Source organism: Clostridium sp. OS1-26 (assembly GCF_030915445.1).
Lineage (GTDB): Bacteria > Bacillota > Clostridia > Clostridiales > Clostridiaceae > Clostridium_AM.
Genome location: NZ_CP133264.1, coordinates 4092871 through 4112279, shown reverse-complemented (window position 1 = coordinate 4112279; position 19409 = coordinate 4092871). Strand labels below are relative to the sequence as shown.

Here is a 19409-nt window from a genome sequence, read left to right as displayed (position 1 = left end):
ACTTATGCCAAATTTTGCAGCATTTTTATCCTATATCCTTATTTCAAATTTTTCACCAGGACCAAATAGTATTATATCAATGTCAAATGCCAGTAAGTACGGATTTAAAAAAAGCTTAATGTTTAATGTAGGAGTATTCTCTGGCGTATTTATTCTAGTCGCTCTATGCAGCGCTTTCAGTATGGCCCTTTACAGCTTTATTCCATCAATCAAATCAGTTATGTCTTATATTGGCGCAGCCTATATACTATGGCTTGCATGGAAAACCTATAGGAGCAAACCTCAAAGTGAGAATGAGAACCAAAAACATACAAACACATTTTTATCTGGATTGCTTTTGCAGTTCGTCAATCCAAATTCTATAATTTACTGTGTTACAACCGTTTCAACATTTGTTGTACCATATTACAAATCTGTTCCAATGCTTTCAGTTTTTTCTATGCTTCTTGCTTTCGCTGCCTTGGTGGCCACCTGCTGCTGGTCATTATTTGGTTCCTTATTTCAAAAGTTCCTTATAAAAAATTATAAAGTTGTTAACACTGTTCTGGCACTACTGCTTGTATATTGTGCAGCTTCACTGTTTCTTTAATTAACGACTCTGTTAAATTAAACTACTAATTTATGTATTAAAATATGTGATTATATATAGCTGAAGACCGAAAGTTAACTTTCTAGTTAGTCTCCCTATCTATATTCGCAATACATAAAGTTTGTTAGTTATGGTATCCTACGCCTGAATACAGTCTTTAGAATTCTATTCTTTCTGTTTCTTTTAGTTCAGCAAAGGAAACCTGTCCGCCTATTATTCTATTGTGATGTTCAATAATTTGAGAGGCTGAAAGAATATTTGAGTCATAAGTACTATGTCCGTCGCTGACAAGTACATTTTTATACCCCAAGCTAAATGCACATCTGCATGTGGTATCTACGCAAAATTCTGTCTGAACTCCTGTTATTACTAACTTATTGACACCTAAAGCTTTTAATTTTTCATGTAAGCTTGTATTATAGAAAGGATCTGCATGATATTTTAGTATTATTATATCACCTTCTTTTGGCTTAATCTGAGGATGTATTTTCCACAGTGGAGTTCCATTTGCTATAAATGAGCCATCACTCTCAGTATACTGGACATAGATTATGGGTGTATTCGATTTTCGTGCTTTTTCAATTAAAGTATTAATATTGTTTAGTAATTGCTCACCATTAAACAACTTTTTCCCATCATACTTTTCTCGTACAAAATGTACAACTTGGACATCAACAATTAAAAGAGCTGTATCTTTACTCATTTATTTTTCCTCCCTTTAGTTATAAGTGCTTTAATACTTAATTATTCGTAATTGGGATTTCAACTTTTATGTCATAATATTAAGAAAGTCCTGTATTATTAAAATATTACTAATTATATTATATAAAACAAAAATTATAACTTTCAAGTAGCCATTGTTCAAGAAAAACAATTTTGTACAATATTGAACTTTAACTAGGCACAATAGTGCTAAAACTACATATTGAATCTGTAATAAATTGGCTGTTTTGTATGAATACACCCTGGTCCAACCACTTTCTTTTATAAAGCTTAACCGAAAAAGAGAATAGTCATAGCAAAAGCATAACCTGCTATTGACAACTCTCTCCTACATCCTTTTTAACATAAGACTCAACTCTTGATTCTTTAATCATTCTATATATTGCTTACATCATTCAGTTTTAACCTTTCCTACTGGTGCAGCATAAATAACAAATTCATCTTTCCCGTCAAGCATGAAAAACTTATCAATTATCTCTTGATTATAATCTCCTATTGCACAAGTTCCACAGCCTATAGCTTCACATGCCAGGTATAAGTTTTGACAAAGATGTCCTGAATCTTGAAGAATGGTCTTATGCGCAGATATATCATATCTCCATTCGCTTCTATAAGGAATACAGCTCCAAACAAATATAACTGCACTGCTAGCAATAAACTTTTGTCCTGAAACAGCTTCCGTTACTTCCTCTTCCATATTATTTTTATCAAACAGAAAGGCAAGTTTATGATCTAAAGGTAAATAACGATATACTCCTTTTCTTAGACCCTCTACTCTATTTATCACTAAATAAGTTTCAAAAGGATGTCTTGCTCCACCTGAAGGCACTGTTCTAAAGGTTGCAAAATTTACTTTTCCAACGACCTTTTTTACACCCTGAGTACTCCACAGTAAAAATGAAAGTTCTTCTAAGGATAGACTTTCTTCAGTATAAATCCTGTTACTTTTCCTATCTATTAAACAATCGAAGATATTCTGTTTAGTTATTACATCCTTATTTGCTTTTGGAAGAACTATTATTTCTGCATCTTCTTCCACAAACTTTTGAAGTGGTGGTTGTGGTAGTTTTTGCTTTTGATCTGTTTCAATATTATTGAGTAAATTAAAATTAGATTTCAACCACTCTCTTTGTAACTTAGCTTCATCCATGCAATTACCTTCTTCCCTAATTTAAACTTATACTTATTAATTCCCAATTTATAATAACTAATACAACAATTTAACATAGTGAGTATACATAAGTTGTAATCTGCTATATGTTATTTTAGATAAGGCATCTGAAAGAAAATAACAAGTCAAAGATGCGACGGATATTTTGTGTCATACAAGGAGGCAGGTTCCGCAGATAGTCAGCACTATCTAAGGGTTCTGCGGTTGCAGTATGACGAAAAATAGACTAACATACTGACTAGTTATTTTTTTCAAGATGCCTAAATAGCAACATAGCTAGTATTATCTAATCTTGCCACTAAACACTGTTTGTAATTTTATATATACTGTGATATTATAATATCTGTGAGTAAGTCAGGCAATCGCTGCTGTGGTAACACAGGAGAGGAAAGTCCGAGCTCCATTGGGCAGGGTGCTGGGTAATACCCAGTCAGGGTAACCTGAAGGAAAGTGCAACAGAGATATACCGCCGAAACTAGTTTCGGTAAGGGTGGAAAGGCGAGGTAAGAGCTCACCAGCGCATTGGCGACTTTGCGGCTATGTAAACCCCACCTGGAGCAAGATTGAGAAGTATCAAGGGGCGGCCCGTTCCACTTCTCGCTAGTATCGCTTGAGCTTACTGGTAACAGTAGGCCTAGATAGATGATTGTCAAATACAGAACTCGGCTTATAGACTTGGTCGCATATTGAAAACACTAGGTTTTACCTAAGTGTTTTTTTGATGAATTTAGAAAGAAAAGAAGGCCTTAAAAATATCAGAAGTAGTCTGTTAGGGTATAAAAAACACTTAGCGCTTGCTTAGTGTTTTCATAATCAATACCAAATTTTCTAAATTTTATTCATCGAATAAACTCCATAATTCTCTTATAGGCATTTTGAGCATCTTCATATCCATTTTGGAATAGTTCTTGAAGTTTTACTGGATTTCTTTCCAATCTATCAACCTTTATTTCTTTAGAAGCTCTTATAACTACTACCTTACCTTCCTCTTCTAATCTTTCTATATAATCCAAGGTATCATTATATTTCTTATGTCTATTTATCATTGTTTCTATTAATAGAGGATATTTCTTATATTTCATTTTTATTAAGTTTGCAAATTTCATTGGACTTTTTCTATAGCTCTTATTCCTAGTTAAAATAATAATATTTTTATCATTACCATCATTAATTGATTTGATAATTGGAATAGAATCTGATATACCACCATCCAAAAGCTCATATCCCTTCAAATTAACTATTGGTGACATAAGTGGTAGTGAACAGGAGGCTCTTAAAACATCAAATCCCTCACTTTTAATATCATTCTTATTAAAATATAACGGTTTTCCGGTTTTACAATCAGTTACACCTACTAGAAATTTACATGATGCATTATGAAAGGTTTCATAATCAAACTCAACATACTTATCAGGAATATCTTTAAAAATAAAGTCCATACCAAAAATGATTTCTTCAATATGAGACTTCTAAAACTCATATATCTCCAGTTCTTTAGGAACCCTGTGTTTACTTTTATATTTCTTCCTTTTTGTTTTGATATATATGAAGCTGCATTACTGGCTCCAGCTGAAACCCCTATAATATAATTAAAATACAGATCATTCTCCATAAAATATTCTAGAACACCACAAGTATATAGCCCTCTCATACCTCCCCCTTCAAGTACCAAACCTATATTATTCATAATCCTTGCACTCCCTTCTAGTATTTTCCACTACGTTCTACAATAACACTAATATAATAAGAAAATCAACTTTTATTGTATGTACATATTTTATAAGTTCTCCATCAAAATTGATGAAATCCATTTTTTCTTCATTAACCTTATCAAAACCTATAGCTGAAGACTATTAACCCATTAAAGATATCCCTATAGGCTGATCATTTAATAAAAAAACACCAAGCATTTGCTTAGTGTTTCTATCTTTATACAGCTTTCAAATAGTATCATACAAGTAGACACTTCAAAAGCTTCTAATACATTTTGGTTGCGGGGGCAGGACTCGAACCTACGACCTTTGGGTTATGAGCCCAACGAGCTACCAGCTGCTCCACCCCGCGATATTATAATTGTATTGAACAAATTTTTGTTTTGTGATTGCCGCTCCTTCAAGCGACATGTGCTATTTTATCATGAACATCGATATAGAAAAGTAACTAACTATATGCTCACGTCAAAGCTCCATAATGATGCTCATCTATTCTCTAGTATGCTCATTATTTAATAAAATGATACACTCAGCTTAGTTTATCCATTAATTTCAAAAGACGTATCTTAATTCTTTTAGCACATTAAATGAAAAGTCTCGAAAAATTTTATATCAATTCCTCATCGTCTATATCATCTATACAAGGCAGTATAATAGAAAAAGTTGTTCCTTCTCCGAGGGTACTTTCTATTTCTATTCTTCCCTTATGTTCCTTTATTATTTTATAGCAAACATTCAGTCCTAAACCAGTGCCGCTCCTTTTTGTTGTAAAAAATGGAGTACCTATTTTCTTTAAGTTTTCTTCTGATATGCCTACTCCATTATCAGTTATTCTTATAGACATTTCATTTTCTGATTCCTTAAAACCAGTTTCAACTTTAAGTTTTGCATTGCTTTTATCAGTCATTGCATCTACAGCATTTTTACAGATATTTAATATAACCTGTTTCAATTCTGCTTCATCACACATAACATAACGCTCTTCTTTGGATAACTGAAAATCAACATCAATGCCTTTTACAAGTGAAGATGACTTGACCATACTTTTTATAGATTGAAATATATCTATCATAGAAACTTCCATCAATTCAGTTTCTCTTGGCTTTGAAAGAAATAAGAATTCGCTAATAATTCTGTTCACTTCATCAACTTCTTCATTTATCTTTAAAGCATGTTTCTTAACCTCCTGTTTTTGTGTAACGTCACTTATTAATTTACTCCTACCCTTAATTGTTGTAAGAAAATTTCTAGTTTCGTGAACAATCTCTGCACCCATTTGTCCAAGCAATGCCAGTTTTTCCTGCTGTATTAGTTTTTGCTGCTCTTTTTTAAACTCCGTTATATCGGTGCCTATGCTTATGCTTCCAATTATATCTCCGTCAACATTTCTAATGGCAGTTAAATCAAACAGCATATCTTTTTTATTACCTTTCAAAGAGTATAATGCTACATGATAAAGCCGCTTTTTTGTGTTATCTTTTAAGGTCAAGTCAGAAGGTTCTATAACATTAACTTTTATCAACTTCTTTAATCTACTTATATTCATACCAATAATATCTTCTCTACTTGTTTCCAGTACTTCCTCTAAGGCTTTATTACAAAGAACAACCTTTCCACTTTTATCAAACATTAATATACAATTGTCTATAGACTTAAGTATTGTTTCCGTTTGTATATGTAAATTTTCAAGCTCTTGATCTTTCTTTGTATCACTAAAAAATACCAATACACCATTTCTAACTCTTTTAGAATTTATTGAAAGCTTAATATTGTCACCCTTTAGGTTTTTATAAGTTCTGACTATATTTTTTGTATCTTTTCTATTTTCAAGGAGTTTACTTGGAAACTTTTTTAAAAACTCTTCATTTGTAATCCCATATAACCCATCTCTGTTGCAGGCAAATAATTCTTCAAATTTTTTATTAACATATCTTACTTTCCCATTGAGATCATATTCCTTTACCGCTATCGGAAGTGCATCAAATAAATCTTTTAAAGTCTCACTAGTATGCTTTAACTCTTTAGTTGTTTTCTCTAAATTTTTATGTTCCGTTTCCAGTTGTTCATAGGGATAAAGTATTGTACTGATAAAAATCCCCTTAAAAAGAAAGTAGTAAGATATGACTTTCAATATGTGCCCAATAGTCCATGAAATTGAATCTACTGTGGTGTATAGGGTAAAACAAAATTCAGTGGAAATACTCATAAACAGCGACATAAAAATATACTTATAGGTTATTACGCCTTCATATTCTATCTTATCTTTTATTGAATATAAATTCATTATGTACATGCATATAATTCCATACTCCAGTATTATCTTTATAGGTGTAGCTCCGTGATTAGTTAATAGTATAGGTAAATAATTATTATAAACGACTACAAGGTAAGATACGCCTAAAACTATACTCATTGTAATAAAGAGACTTATCAATTTTTTTAACTTTATTCGGACTAATCCCATGGACAAAAATAAGACTATAGATTCGGTAGCTCTACCAAGTACCCAGAATTTTGAAGAAATGTCGAAGTGTTGATTATGAGCTAGATTTAAATAGTAAAGTATGTGTAAAACATCAAAAATAGCAACTGCCAAAAATCCAAAGCCTAGTACATTATAGCTTACTGGGTTGCGGTTATATAGGTACCATACAGATATGAATATTGATAAAGCTATAAATACACAGGTTAACTCTAAAACCGTACAATATACATTTAGATATTTTACTACTGTATTATGTATAAATATTGCAGTTAAAAAGGATACAGTTAAAATTGTTAAAGACTTTATTATTAAAGATTTCATAGAGTTTGTTGAATTAAAACTGATAATATCTCTTAACACCAATTTTGAATCCCCCCCCCCAGGTTGTAAAGACTATATAGTATATCCTATCATAAATATACATTTAGTGGAACTCTTAGTTTGAAAATATATTATTTTCAAACTAGTAAAAAAATAGATAAATACTACTTTTTATACATTCAAATACCTACATGATTAATAGAATATATTTTTTAAAGTTACTACTTATAATCTGATTTATTCCTTAGTTATTCAAAGTTTCTCATCATATATTGTAACATTTTCTAACCTTTCTCAATAGTATAAACTAAACTTCAGGACAAGCTTTTTAATAAAAGATTTACTCAAGATTAATAAATAAGTGGAGGGGAAATTTATGAGTATTTTTGTAATATTTCTCGCAGCACTTGGTCTATCAATTGACGGTTTCACAGTTTCTTTTACTGGTGGGATTTTAACAAAAAGACAAAAATTGAAAAGCGCTTTTTCTATAGGCATGTACTTTTGCGTTATGCAAACAACTGTAGCAGCTTTGGGATGGTTTTTAGGCTCAAAATTTAAAGGTTATATAGCAGAATATAGCAGTCTATTTGCCATTGGGCTGCTAATATTTATTGGAGTAAGAATGATTTTTCAATATATTAAAGAAAGAAAAGAAGAGGATTATGAATCTAAAGAGTTAAACAATAAGTTTTTCCCTATTCTGGCACTGCTGGTCAGCTTTGATGAACTTGCTGCCGGAGTAAGTTTTGGCCTTTTCCAAGTTAACATTGTCGAAGTACTAGTAATACTAGCAGTAACTTTTTTTATTACAGCCTTTACCGGAATCCTTATAGGCAGAAAACTTGGACTTATACTAAAGAAAAAAGCAGATCTAATAGGTGGTTTAATGTTTATATCAATTGCTTTGGTGAATATTTTTGCTTAGCTTTAGAATTATTTATGATTCTACTTTAACTCCTTAACTAAATTTTTAGGCATCTTACCGATGAGTGCCATAATCATGTTTTCTGCAGCTATCATACTCATAGCATTTCTTGTGGCATGGGTGCCAGAGCCTATATGAGGTAAAGTTATAACATTATTCATTTTTAGAAGAGGATTATTTTTATCTATAGGCTCATTTTTAAATACGTCTAAACCTACAGCTAATATAAGAGCAAAAGTTAAATCTGCCACAGTATCATTTAAAACATCTGGAGTATTAGTGCCAAGAATTCTCCTTTCTTTCATATCCTTAATTACAAAATTATCATAACCTACAGATATGTTGCTTACTACCTTTAAATTAGGCTTTGCGTCTAAAAATTCCTTATCTATTTTTGTACCTGCAGTTATTAATCCATCTATATAACTATATTTTTTTATTATTTCCTCTCTAGGTAATATCTCATCACTTTCATTCATTTCATAATTATAAATTCTGAGATATAATTTTGTATTTCCCTGGAAATTTTTCTTACTATATATACTTTAGGTTTCATAAGCAATCTTTAGTGGGTAATAATATTATAATTATTAAATTCGCTAAAATACTTACTTCCTTTCTATTTTGGAATATTGGTACCTCTCTATGACTCTATTTGTCCAATTCTAAATATTTACCGACAACTGATTTAGCCAAACATTTTGATGAGTCAATAATATTAATTGAAGGCTGTGCTTTTTCTAATACTACATTTAAATCAGTACAAGCTATCACTATACTTTCAACAGACTCCTTTTTTACATCTTCAATAAGTTCATTCCAACTATCAATGTTCTGTGTATTTTCTTTATCTATTTTTATGTTTTGAATAAGATTATTTAATTTTACTTGCCATTCATCTTTAAAAATAAATTCATGACCACTATTTATTATACCTTTTTGATAAATTGTAGATTCAAATGTTGAGCTTGTTGAAAATAGAGTCACCTTTTGTGAAACTACAGGCAATTTTTTAACAGTCTCCTCTACAATATTTAATAAAGGAACATTAATTGATTCTTTCAATTCTTTAAAATATATATGTGCTGAATTACATGGCATCGCAATAAAACTCACACCAATTGATTCAAGCTTTTGTAATCCTTCAATTATAGTTTTTTTCATAAGTTCATGATCTATTGGACGGTCAATATAAAATGGAGTAGGTAAAGAATATATCATCATTTTTGGAAACTCATCATCGTATTTTGCTCCATATTGAATTTGACATTCATCAACAACTAAATCAACAAATGGTGCTGTTGATCTTGGGCCCATTCCAGCTAAGATTCCAATTAATTTTTCATTCATTTAAGTTATCTCCTTTTAAAATGTAAATTTATTTAACTATACAACACTAAAATTGTTGTTTTTTATACTTTTGTAATAAGTATTACATTAATTGATATTTTCAGAAAGATAATAATTACCATCAATTGGGTTAAATCCATAAGTTTTTACTACACCAGTCTCTTTAACTCTAATTAAATATATTTCATTAATGAATATATTGGGGCTATTAATCGCTTGAAGAGATTTAGCATTAGTAGGTATAACAATAATAGATTTTTGGCTTTTTATTTTTTCTATTGCTTGATTATATGTGTATGTAGGTTTATTATACCAAAGTAAAGCTGGAATAATAATTATTAATAATAAAGTTATAATGAGGTAAGCGATGTCCTTAGCCCTCTTATTGGTTTTTGATATAAAAAAAGTTATCAGTACAAAAATATTACCAAAGCATACGCTATATCTTATTACTCCTGAGTAAATTACATTGTTAACATAAATAAATAAAAATAATTCAATTAAATTTAACAGTATAATAATTATTGGTAACACAAATGGACCTTTTTTCTTGATATTCATATAAATCCACCTTTATAATGTAGTCTTATAATAGGGATGTGCCTTACTAGTGCTTTACATTAAATCATTGGTATTCTATTTGTTTAATAATTGATTTGCTTTTTCCATGTCTTTATAGTACACATCTAGACTCACTCTTTGCACAGCTCTGACGTTAAAGACACCTCTTTCTAGTGCTTGGTCTATTCCCCTTTCACCAATATTTTTTATTCTGCATCTTATTCTATTCGCTTTTAAATAAGCATATTTTTCATTTAGTTTATAACGATTATTTTCGCTTGTGACCATTATTGAAATCCATTCTTTATCTTCTCTCAACCTATCTAAAACAACCCATGCAAAAACTGCAAATGCTATTATAAAAAATAAGATAGTTGACAAAATAAATTCCCCCTCAATATACTTTCACTTGTTTTACAGTTGTGACACTTCATAAGAAAAAGTTGTGTACTGAATTGTAAATATTATGCCTGTATTACACAGTCTATTAATTTCTTTTTTAATCGCATTATTTCACTAGCACTTAAACCAATTTTAGAAAAATATTCTTCCACTGAATTATATTTTTGTTGAAACATGTCCAAAAATTTTTCCATATATTCTATTTTAGGAGTGATAATATTTATATCAACATTCTTATTGCTTTTACAGAACTGTTGTAGCATAGGATCTAAGTATATTCGTGAAATCTGATAATCAGCTAAAATATTTGTTTTAGAAACACCAACTAATAACAGCAACAATACTGAAATTACTCCTGTTCTATCTTTCCCAGCTGTGCAATGGTAAAGAACTCCACCCTTAGCTTTTGCAAATACTCTCATGGTATTAAGTATAGTTTTTTGCTCGTCTACCATCTTAAAGTACGAAATAGGAACCTCTTCAATACTTTTAGGTAAATATCCATCCCCATATATTTTGCAATGATAGTATTCAAAATTTTTATGATTTTTCAAAGCACAAGGTTTACTTTGAGTCTCATCATCACTCCTCAAGTCAACAATTGTTGTTATATTGTTTGATAATAATAGCTCTATATCATCATCTGATACTTGAATTGGCACATCGCTACGCAGAAATGCCTTATATGCGGTTATTCTTCCGCAATCTATAGGATACCCACCTAAATCACGCGTATTAAGAGTGCCGCTTAATAAAAATCTTCGCATATATTCACTTCCTTTACTGTAAATTCTTTGATAATACTTTCTTCGTCATATCTTACTATTGAGACACTTCCCTTATATAAATAGCCTGCCTGTGTTCTACTATTGTATTAATCATTAAATTTGTAAACTCTGATCAAATCTTTAATAGTGGTTACTACTATTCCTAAAATCAAAATACTTCCGCCTAAAATAGCTAGCAGCATCGACATGCGATGAGAAACATCAATAATAAAAATAGGAATGAAAAATATAGCTGGAGCAGTAAGTGGTATTAATACATTATTTTGTGATATGAGAAAATACTTTTTTAGTATAGCCAATGATAATGCTATACCTATGTATAGAAAGACTAAATAAGGTACTATAAATACTGGGTTTTCTATTATATACCTTTGAGGCCTATAATCTGGAGGAATCCAGATAGCAATGGATATTAATATAAAGTAGATATCTATGATATTAAATATGACAAATAAAATAGATTTTAAAATTCTCTCTCCCCTATTCATGACTCCTCCTTATATTAACACTAATTAATAACTCATTTATTTCCCTCTTTTTCTTAACTACAAACTTACACTTTATACCAATATCTTAATTATATAATCTTTTTTTATACAAATAAAGAGGCTACATAATTGAATTAATCTGTTGTGTTAGTTAAATTACGATATAAGTATTCTTTAGCAGTTGAATAATGTGGTGTCTATGCTATAATTTAAAAGTGAATTTTTTTTTATTTTCAAATATGAGGTGAATAAATATGACATATACACATAAAGATAATGATGATAAAAAATTATCTGATAATCAAAAAGGTTCAATATCTTTTCCTAACATGGATCTCCGTAATTTAAGAATTGATTGTGAAAAGTGTTTCGGCTTGTGCTGTGTTGCTTTATACTTCTCAGCTTCTGAAGGTTTCCCAAGGGACAAAGATGCTGGCAAGCCTTGCATAAACCTACAATCGGATTTTCGCTGTTCTGTTCACAAAAATCTTAGAAATAAGGGACTTAAAGGTTGTACTGCTTATGATTGCTTTGGAGCAGGACAAAAGGTCGCTCAAGTTACTTATGGTGGACATAACTGGCGACAAGCTCCAGAATCAGCAAAAGAGATGTTTGAAGTCTTTCTGATTATGAGACAACTCCATGAAATGTTATGGTATCTAGCAGAAGCATTTACACTACAATCAGACCTTAATATCAAAGATGAGATTAGCTCCATGCTCAGCGAGACAGAACGTCTTACTCATCTTAGCCCTAGCTCTCTCGTAGCGCTTGATGTGGTAGCACATAGAATCAAAGTTAACTCACTACTTTCGCAAACAAGCGAGCTTGTGAGATCTAAGTCCTGCAGCAAAGATAAAACTCCTTCAAAACATCAAAAGACTATCTCTAAAAAATTAGACTTCATTGGTGCAGATCTTAGAAAAACTAATCTAAGAGGTGCAGACTTAAGAGGAAAATATCTTATTGCTGCTAACCTTAGAGGAGTGGATTTAAGTGGAGCTGATCTTATTGGAGCTGATTTGAGAGATGCTGATCTCAGAGGTGCAAATCTCACAAATAGTATTTTTCTTACCCAAGCCCAGATCAACACGGCGAAGGGCGACTTCAATACAAGGTTACCGATTTCACTGACTAGACCTACATATTGGTCAAAATAATTAAATATCTATTCAAGAATAAAAAACTTTGCAAATGTGATGATTTACTTTGTTTTGTAAAATATGCTTTAATATAGTGTTGAGAATTTATAAATTTTTAATGGAAGTTGATAACAACTTCCATTAATTTATATTTTAATAATATTGGAGCAATATCACTTAATTATCTCCACAGCCATCTACTCCTACCAAAAGGGTTGACTGCTTTCTTTGTAAGTTTTCCATGGTAATTAATGGGAAGACACTAATTTCAATCCTATAGCTCCTATTAATATAAATCCAATACAAATTAATCGAATTGGATTTATAGATTCATTGAATAATATTATTCCTAAAATTCCAGTGCCAACAGTACCTATTCCAGTCCAAATTGCATATGCAGTTCCTAATGGAATGTTTTTCATGGCTAATGATAGAAAATAAAAACTTGCTATCATCCCTAGTATGGTGAGCACACTTGGTACAAGTTTTGTAAATCCATATGAGTACTTTAAACCGATAGCCCAAGCCACCTCAAAAACTCCTGCTATAATTAAAAACAACCATTGCATAATTTTCACTCCTTCTAATTTTAAATGTTCTAATTAATTATTCCCCTTTCACTAAAAATCAAAAAATAAAAAAACCTGGAACAATATATTAAAATATCTCCCAGGCTTTTGTCCTTCCGTGAACACAGCTTAACTGTGCGTTTTATCTTGGACCAGACCAGTTATTAATTTCAAACTGCGGAACCCTATAAAACTTTTTAAATATATATTCGGTTTTCTTACTGTAAAGATAGCAAAATATATGAAGGTTGTCAACATCTTTTTCGTAATACTATCATAGTTATGTATTAGTCTTTTTATTAAAGATAGAACACTTAGGTACTTGTTTCGATTTTATTATATACTTATAGATAAACTAGCTAGAAACCCCATAAGTATATAATCTTGTCTTATTCTCCTAAGAATTTATCAATGTTATTATTTATTGTTACTTCTGAAAATGCTATGATAGTTTCTGTTATTGCATATTCAGATATCTCATTTATAAACTCTTCTATCTCATTTAGAGATTTAACGGATAATTTAATTAAAAAACATCCATCACCAGCAATTCTGTAACACCATTCACTTCGTTTATATTCACTAATGAATATCTTAAATTTTTCATACCCTCCATTTTTCATAGTTAACTTAATTATACAATCAATAGATAATCCAAGTTTCTTTTTATTTATTTTAATTGTATAACCTTCAATAATTCCATCATCTTCGAGTCTTCTTACTCTTTCAGCAACAGATGGAGCTGAGAGATTTATACGTTTTGATAACTCTCTTATAGATAACCTGCTATTTTTTTGTAACTCTTCTAAAATTGACACATCAATTTCATCAATTTTCATTTGTAATATATCCTCTCAATTATTATTTTAAATGATACACATATTATTATATTACATTTTATATTCAATACAATATCGACGCTACACTTTGTATAATATTAATTGTTAACAAAATATATTTATAAAGGAGAGATACCATGACAAAAATAACTTTTTCCCAAGAAGGACTTACACCATTTCAACAATTATTAGGCCATAATAAAGATATACTAGAAAAATGGTCCTCTTTAGAGGAGTGTATTTTTAATAGTAATACATTTACATCTGAATTTAAAGAACAACTAAGACGTGTTCTTGCTTTTAATAATGGATGTCAATACTGCATGGCTAAAGGTAAACCATCTAATCAAATAACTTATTCAAAAATTTTAATTGCTTCTAAAATAGCAGATATAGTTTCTAAAAACCACATTATTGATGATAAACATTTTAACCTATTAAAGAATGAATTTAGTGACAAAGAAATTTCTGAACTTTTAGCCTTGATATGCTTTATAACAGCTTCTCAAAAATTCGGAGCATTACTAGATTTGCAACCAAGCTGTCCAATTTAAATTTTACTATACAAAATCTCTAATATGAGTTCACTATGATGTAAAACACCGTAAAATTCAGGTTAAACTGTCCCCTCTCTATCTTAAAGGGAAAATATCAGTTTGAATAATACGGTGTTTTCAAAATTATTCCGTTATCTCTATTCGATTTCCATCTGGATCCAAAACACAACTCTCGTAATAGCCGTCTCCAGTATGACGAGGTTCACCTACTACCTTGTAACCTGCATTTCTTAATCTGTCAGTAAGTTCATTAACCTTCTCAACACTTCCTACAGAAATAGCAATATGAATTAAACCTATATATTGATTAATAATATCATTTAAGTTTTGCGGAATCGTCGGCATCTGCATAATTTCAAGCCTAGCACCAGATTCAAATTTAATAAAATATGATTCGAATTGTTTTTTGCTATTAGTATATTTATCTCCAGCAATACCATCAAAATAATCTACATAAAATTTCTTTAATTTTTCAATATCTTTAGTCCATATAGCTACATGTTCGATTTTCATATTAACACATCCTTAACCTTAAATTTCAAGGTATAACATTTAACCATTTTAGCTCAACTATAGTAAAAATTGTATCACATTTCCCATATAGTTTCATCGATAGCTTATATAAAAATTTCAATTTTTTACTCATTATTTAATTATTCCAAAACGTCGTTTGTAACTTCACTTTAAATGACTAGTTCTCATTTTTCAGTTATTAATTTAAATAACGATACTATGAAGTATCCTTTTCATTTTTAATATAGATTAATATATTAATTATAATGAAAATTAATATAACAACTATTATCACCCAAAATGGAGTTGTTCCTGTAAAAATTCTTAGAAAACCAAATAATAGAAAGCTTATTCCTAATCCAACTCTAAAGTATCTTACATCAAATTTTTCTTTATGTGATTTATAGTTTTTTAGTCCTATGAGTAATAAAGCTGTTCCAAAAACCAACCAAGTTAAGGTAAGAATATCAAATACTACTTTCAAAATAGAATCTCCCTTCGACTATGATGTTTTCACAAATTATTTACTTTTAATAATTATAAAGATTCATAAAAAGATTACTCATTAATCTTTTATTTTTTCTATTGTATTTTCAATGTCTTCTACAACGCCAAATCTACCATTGAATATACTTAAATTATTTTATATTACTTATGACTTCCTCTACGACAAAAGGCTTGAACAATATGATGAATTTCTATTAATTCGTCTCCAAGTATTTCTTTTATCTTCTTTATTATACATTGAAGACCACTCTTGATTATACTCAATAACAACTACTTGCATAATTTATTCTCTCCTTCAATATAGATTGTCTTTACTTTGCATTATACACAAATAAAACCAATCTTCACATAAAAACTATCATTTAAAATCTTCTTTTGTCAGTTTATTACAAATATAAATAGATAATCTTTATGCGCTAAATGTGAATTATAAGTTTAATAAAGCTAGGGCAAAATAAAAACCTAAATTATTATAAGTTATAGAATCAAGAATAGAACAAAAGATAAAGTAAAAACTATATGTAAAAGTTACGTATAGCATACTTTTACTCCTTCAAATAATCAAAGATTTGGTAGATATAGTGGCAGAAACTCTGTCCAACTATATAATTTGAAATAAAATTCAAGGAATTGTTAAAGAAAGGATTGTATTAATATGAGCATAAAAAAAGCAATAATTCCTGCAGCAGGTTTAGGTACAAGATTTTTGCCAGCAACAAAATCTCAACCTAAGGAAATGCTGCCTATAGTCGACAAACCTACTATTCAATATATAGTTGAGGAAGCTGTGGCTTCTGGCATTAAAGAGGTTTTAATAATTACAGGTAGAAATAAAAGATCTATAGAAGATCACTTTGACAAATCTGTTGAACTAGAAGCTGAGCTTGAAAATAGTAATAAAGAAGAATTACTTAAGTTAGTGCAGAACATATCTAATATGGTTGACATTTATTATATAAGACAAAAAGAACCTAGAGGACTGGGGCATGCTATAAGCCGCGCTAAAAGCTTTGTAGAAAATGAAGCTTTTGCTGTTATGTTAGGTGACGATATAGTTGATAGTAAAGTTCCTTGTTTGAAACAGTTAATGGATTGTTATGACAAATATAAAACTTCTATTTTAGGGGTGCAGCCAGTTAATAAGACAGAAATATTCAAATACGGTATTGTAAAAGGTATAGGAGTTGAGGATAGAGTCTATAAGGTTAACAATATGGTGGAAAAACCAAGAATTGAGGTGGCACCATCAAACATTGCTATTCTAGGAAGATATATAATAACTCCTAGTATATTTGAAATGCTTGAAAAAACCAAACCAGGCAAAGGTGGCGAAATACAACTGACTGATGCATTAAATCAATTAGCGAAACAAGAAGCTGTGTATGCTTATTATTTTGAGGGAAAAAGATATGATGTTGGCGATAAACTTGGATTTTTACAAGCTAATATAGAATATGCTTTGAAACGTGATGACTTGAGAAAAGATCTAACGTCATATCTTTTTAATGTTAAATACAGAGAAAATTTCAAAATAAAAGAAGAACTTTATTGTAAAGAGAACTTAGCACCGAGAGAGACAGTTGGAGTCAGTAATTTAATTTTCAAATAATAATGACACTCTAATTAATCTAGCAGATTTTTCAAGTACGTTGTAGCTACAAAATAAAGTATATGCACAAAGTTTACTGGAGATATTATAGATACCCAATTTGAACTTAATCGTACTAACCTCTTAAGTATATTGAATTTATAAAATAAAAAACATACACATAGTTTATAGGGAAGTGAATCAATTGGCAAAAAAACACAGAAATAATAAATCGAATAAAGTTAGAAAACATATACTACTTTGGTTTTTTTCTATAATTCTAGTAGTTGTAGCATACTTTTGTGCTAAATATTTGCCTACAGTAATATCCCTTTATGATGATGCAACAAAAAAGGTAAGCTCTATATCCTATAATACTTTTCATGGGAATCAAACAACTTATTTATATGATTCAAATAATAATATAATAAATAATTTATACGGTTCAAGAAATTCCCTATATTTAGCATATTCTAATATACCTCAAGCTGTGAAAAATGCTTTTGTATCCATAGAAGACAAAGATTATTTTAAGCATGGTGCCTTTAGTATAAAAGCAAATCTTAGGGTTTTGTATTCTATTATAAAAAATAATGGAAAAATTACACAGGGTGGAAGTACAATCACACAGCAACTAGCAAGGAATGTATTTTTAAATTTTGACAAAACTTATAAAAGAAAAGTAGAAGAAATATTTATTGCTATAAAATTAGATCAAAAATATACTAAAGAACAAATCTTAGAATTTTATATTAATAATATTAATTTTGCCAATAATACTTATGGAATTGAAGCAGCCTCAAGAAGATATTTTAGCAAAAGTTGTAATAAACTTGATTTGTCTGAGATATGTTTCTTGGCTGCGATACCTAATGACCCTACTTACTATGACCCTATAAAAAATGCAAATGCTACATTAAAACGTAGAGATCTTATTCTATCATCAATGAAGCAAAATAATTATATTACAGAAGATCAGTATAATAAAGCAATTAACTATAAAATTGTATTGAATCCAGAAAAATATACAGGAAATGTATGGGTTGAATCCTATGCTCTTGATAGTGCTGCAAAGATACTTATGAAGCTAAAGGGATTTCAATTTAAAAATACCTTTACTACGGAGCAAGATAGAACTAACTATTATAATGACTATTCTAATGTATATAATGGTTGTATAAATGACATTCGTAAGGATGGATATAAAATTTATACTTCTATAGATATGAATAAACAGCAACTCTTACAAAGTTCCGTAGATAATGGATTATTAGATTTTACAGATCAGAATAACGGAATATATACATTACAGGGTTCAGCTGTTTCAATAGATAATAACACTGGTTGTGTTATAGCAATAGTTGGCGGTAGAACAAGTCATCAAAAGGATTATCTAAATAGAGCATTTCAATCCTTTAGACAGCCAGGTTCATCTTTTAAACCTTTGGCAGTGTACACTCCTGCCTTTCAAAAAGGATATACTGATACAACTATTATAAATGACCATTATATAGAAGGTGGACCTCATAATGACGGTGATGTTTATATGGGAGACGTAGATATAAGAAAAGCAGTACAAATGTCATTAAATAGTGTAGCATACCAAGTATTTAATGACATAACCCCTGATTATGGTTTATCCTTTATGAAAAGTATGGATTTTAGCAAAATTACTAAGAGTGATTATATCCCGGCTGCTGCATTAGGTGGTTTAACCTATGGAGTAACGTCTATTGAAATGGCATCCGGCTACTCAACTCTTGCAAGGAATGGAGAATTTATTGACCCCACATGTATACGTAGTATTATAGATAACCAAGGGAAAACTATCTATGAAAATAAAATGGAAAAAAGAAGAATATATGCAGCTGATGCAAGTTATTTAATGACAGATATTTTGAAAGGTACTTTAGAAAATACTTGGGGTACTGGATATAATGTAAGACTTGATGGCATTACGAGTGCTGCTAAGACCGGTACAACAAATGATCAAAAGGATGGTTGGCTGTGTGGCTATTCTGCTTACTATACTACAGTAGTATGGGTTGGGTATGATATACCAAAACATGTAGATAATTTATACGGTGGAACATATCCAGGTACAATATGGCATAATTATATGCAGCAAGTACACGCAGGATTGCAAGATAAGGATTTTAGTACACCCTAAGTTTAC

Annotated in this window: 22 protein-coding genes, 1 tRNA gene, 1 other RNA gene and 1 riboswitch; of the genes, 7 read left to right on the top strand and 17 right to left on the bottom strand. The window is 30.1% G+C overall.

From position 1 onward, the window contains the following. Positions 1–4: 4 nt before the first annotated feature. Positions 5–589 carry a LysE family transporter gene (locus RCG18_RS20345; protein WP_308037848.1) on the top strand — a complete coding sequence of 195 codons (585 nt, stop codon included), beginning with the start codon at positions 5–7 and terminating at the stop codon, positions 587–589. A gap of 157 nt (positions 590–746) precedes the next feature. Here the strand turns inward: RCG18_RS20345 and RCG18_RS20340 are convergent, their stop codons facing one another. Continuing rightward, on the bottom strand, positions 747–1292 hold the full coding sequence (locus tag RCG18_RS20340) for a cysteine hydrolase family protein (RefSeq protein WP_308037847.1): 546 nt from the start codon (positions 1290–1292) through the stop codon (positions 747–749). Positions 1293–1703: 411 nt separating this feature from the next. Further along, positions 1704–2462 (bottom strand): SagB/ThcOx family dehydrogenase, encoded by a 759-nt coding sequence (locus RCG18_RS20335; protein WP_308037846.1) that lies wholly within the window; start codon positions 2460–2462, stop codon positions 1704–1706. Between the two features lie 367 nt (positions 2463–2829). Here RCG18_RS20335 and rnpB point away from each other — a divergent pair. Continuing rightward, positions 2830–3169: RNase P RNA component class A (gene rnpB / locus RCG18_RS20330), an RNA gene on the top strand. Between the two features lie 153 nt (positions 3170–3322). Here the strand turns inward: rnpB and RCG18_RS20325 are convergent. The 4 genes from RCG18_RS20325 to RCG18_RS20310 form a co-directional block, all read right to left on the bottom strand. Further along, positions 3323–3922, bottom strand: coding sequence for a patatin family protein (locus RCG18_RS20325; RefSeq protein WP_308037845.1), 600 nt, complete (start codon positions 3920–3922; stop codon positions 3323–3325). Next, positions 3838–4170, bottom strand: a complete 333-nt coding sequence (locus RCG18_RS20320) for a patatin-like phospholipase family protein (protein WP_308037844.1) — start codon at positions 4168–4170, stop codon at positions 3838–3840. Before RCG18_RS20320 ends, RCG18_RS20325 begins: the two co-directional genes overlap by 85 nt. Before the next feature lie 301 nt (positions 4171–4471). Then, positions 4472–4547: transfer RNA gene (locus RCG18_RS20315), tRNA-Met, on the bottom strand. Between the two features lie 255 nt (positions 4548–4802). Continuing rightward, positions 4803–7040 carry an MASE3 domain-containing protein gene (locus RCG18_RS20310; protein WP_308042066.1) on the bottom strand — a complete coding sequence of 746 codons (2238 nt, stop codon included), beginning with the start codon at positions 7038–7040 and terminating at the stop codon, positions 4803–4805. A gap of 337 nt (positions 7041–7377) precedes the next feature. On the opposite strand from RCG18_RS20310, the gene RCG18_RS20305 reads away from it, so the two are divergent. After that, complete coding sequence (locus RCG18_RS20305) at positions 7378–7929, top strand: manganese efflux pump (RefSeq protein WP_308037843.1); 552 nt, start codon at positions 7378–7380, stop codon at positions 7927–7929. A gap of 20 nt (positions 7930–7949) precedes the next feature. On the opposite strand, the gene RCG18_RS20300 is transcribed toward RCG18_RS20305, so the two are convergent. From RCG18_RS20300 to RCG18_RS20275, 6 genes are all read right to left on the bottom strand, one after another. Continuing rightward, positions 7950–8408 carry an NAD(P)-dependent oxidoreductase gene (locus RCG18_RS20300; protein WP_308037842.1) on the bottom strand — a complete coding sequence of 153 codons (459 nt, stop codon included), beginning with the start codon at positions 8406–8408 and terminating at the stop codon, positions 7950–7952. A gap of 172 nt (positions 8409–8580) precedes the next feature. Continuing rightward, positions 8581–9279, bottom strand: a complete 699-nt coding sequence (locus tag RCG18_RS20295) for an amino acid racemase (RefSeq protein ID WP_308037841.1) — start codon at positions 9277–9279, stop codon at positions 8581–8583. An 87-nt stretch (positions 9280–9366) separates the two neighbouring features. Continuing rightward, on the bottom strand, positions 9367–9840 hold the full coding sequence (locus RCG18_RS20290) for a hypothetical protein (protein WP_308037840.1): 474 nt from the start codon (positions 9838–9840) through the stop codon (positions 9367–9369). A 75-nt stretch (positions 9841–9915) separates the two neighbouring features. After that, entirely contained in the window at positions 9916–10221 is a 306-nt protein-coding gene (locus RCG18_RS20285) for a hypothetical protein (protein WP_308037839.1), read from the bottom strand. Positions 10222–10304: 83 nt separating this feature from the next. Then, positions 10305–11009, bottom strand: coding sequence for a tyrosine-protein phosphatase (locus RCG18_RS20280; RefSeq protein WP_308037838.1), 705 nt, complete (start codon positions 11007–11009; stop codon positions 10305–10307). A gap of 107 nt (positions 11010–11116) precedes the next feature. Continuing rightward, complete coding sequence (locus RCG18_RS20275; protein ID WP_308037837.1) at positions 11117–11518, bottom strand: hypothetical protein; 402 nt, start codon at positions 11516–11518, stop codon at positions 11117–11119. A 329-nt stretch (positions 11519–11847) separates the two neighbouring features. Between RCG18_RS20275 and RCG18_RS20270 the strand changes: the two genes are divergently transcribed. Next, positions 11848–12678: a pentapeptide repeat-containing protein gene (locus RCG18_RS20270; RefSeq protein ID WP_308037836.1), complete on the top strand. Its 831-nt coding sequence runs from the start codon at positions 11848–11850 to the stop codon at positions 12676–12678. A gap of 230 nt (positions 12679–12908) precedes the next feature. Here the strand turns inward: RCG18_RS20270 and sugE are convergent, their stop codons facing one another. Both sugE and RCG18_RS20260 read right to left on the bottom strand, forming a co-directional pair. Beyond that, positions 12909–13229, bottom strand: a complete 321-nt coding sequence (gene sugE / locus RCG18_RS20265) for a quaternary ammonium compound efflux SMR transporter SugE (RefSeq protein WP_308037835.1) — start codon at positions 13227–13229, stop codon at positions 12909–12911. A 95-nt stretch (positions 13230–13324) separates the two neighbouring features. After that, positions 13325–13429: riboswitch (guanidine-I (ykkC/yxkD leader) on the bottom strand. 189 nt (positions 13430–13618) lie between these two features. After that, positions 13619–14068: an Lrp/AsnC family transcriptional regulator gene (locus RCG18_RS20260; RefSeq protein ID WP_308037834.1), complete on the bottom strand. Its 450-nt coding sequence runs from the start codon at positions 14066–14068 to the stop codon at positions 13619–13621. 137 nt (positions 14069–14205) lie between these two features. On the opposite strand from RCG18_RS20260, the gene RCG18_RS20255 reads away from it, so the two are divergent. After that, the gene (locus RCG18_RS20255) at positions 14206–14622 is read left to right on the top strand and encodes a carboxymuconolactone decarboxylase family protein (protein ID WP_308037833.1); all 417 of its coding nucleotides are present in this window, start codon (positions 14206–14208) and stop codon (positions 14620–14622) included. 126 nt (positions 14623–14748) lie between these two features. On the opposite strand, the gene RCG18_RS20250 is transcribed toward RCG18_RS20255, so the two are convergent. The 3 genes from RCG18_RS20250 to RCG18_RS20240 all read right to left on the bottom strand — a co-directional run bounded on the left by RCG18_RS20250 (position 14749) and on the right by RCG18_RS20240 (position 15909). Next, a complete protein-coding gene (locus RCG18_RS20250) occupies positions 14749–15138 on the bottom strand; it encodes a VOC family protein (RefSeq protein WP_308037832.1) in 390 nt (129 codons plus the stop codon). A gap of 217 nt (positions 15139–15355) precedes the next feature. Continuing rightward, complete coding sequence (locus RCG18_RS20245) at positions 15356–15622, bottom strand: hypothetical protein (RefSeq protein WP_308037831.1); 267 nt, start codon at positions 15620–15622, stop codon at positions 15356–15358. Between the two features lie 164 nt (positions 15623–15786). Then, positions 15787–15909, bottom strand: coding sequence for a hypothetical protein (locus RCG18_RS20240; protein WP_308037830.1), 123 nt, complete (start codon positions 15907–15909; stop codon positions 15787–15789). Between the two features lie 391 nt (positions 15910–16300). On the opposite strand from RCG18_RS20240, the gene galU reads away from it, so the two are divergent. Both galU and RCG18_RS20230 read left to right on the top strand, forming a co-directional pair. After that, positions 16301–17254 carry a UTP--glucose-1-phosphate uridylyltransferase GalU gene (gene galU, locus RCG18_RS20235; protein ID WP_308037829.1) on the top strand — a complete coding sequence of 318 codons (954 nt, stop codon included), beginning with the start codon at positions 16301–16303 and terminating at the stop codon, positions 17252–17254. A 184-nt stretch (positions 17255–17438) separates the two neighbouring features. Further along, entirely contained in the window at positions 17439–19403 is a 1965-nt protein-coding gene (locus tag RCG18_RS20230; RefSeq protein WP_308037828.1) for a transglycosylase domain-containing protein, read from the top strand. The last annotated feature ends 6 nt before the right edge of the window (positions 19404–19409 follow it).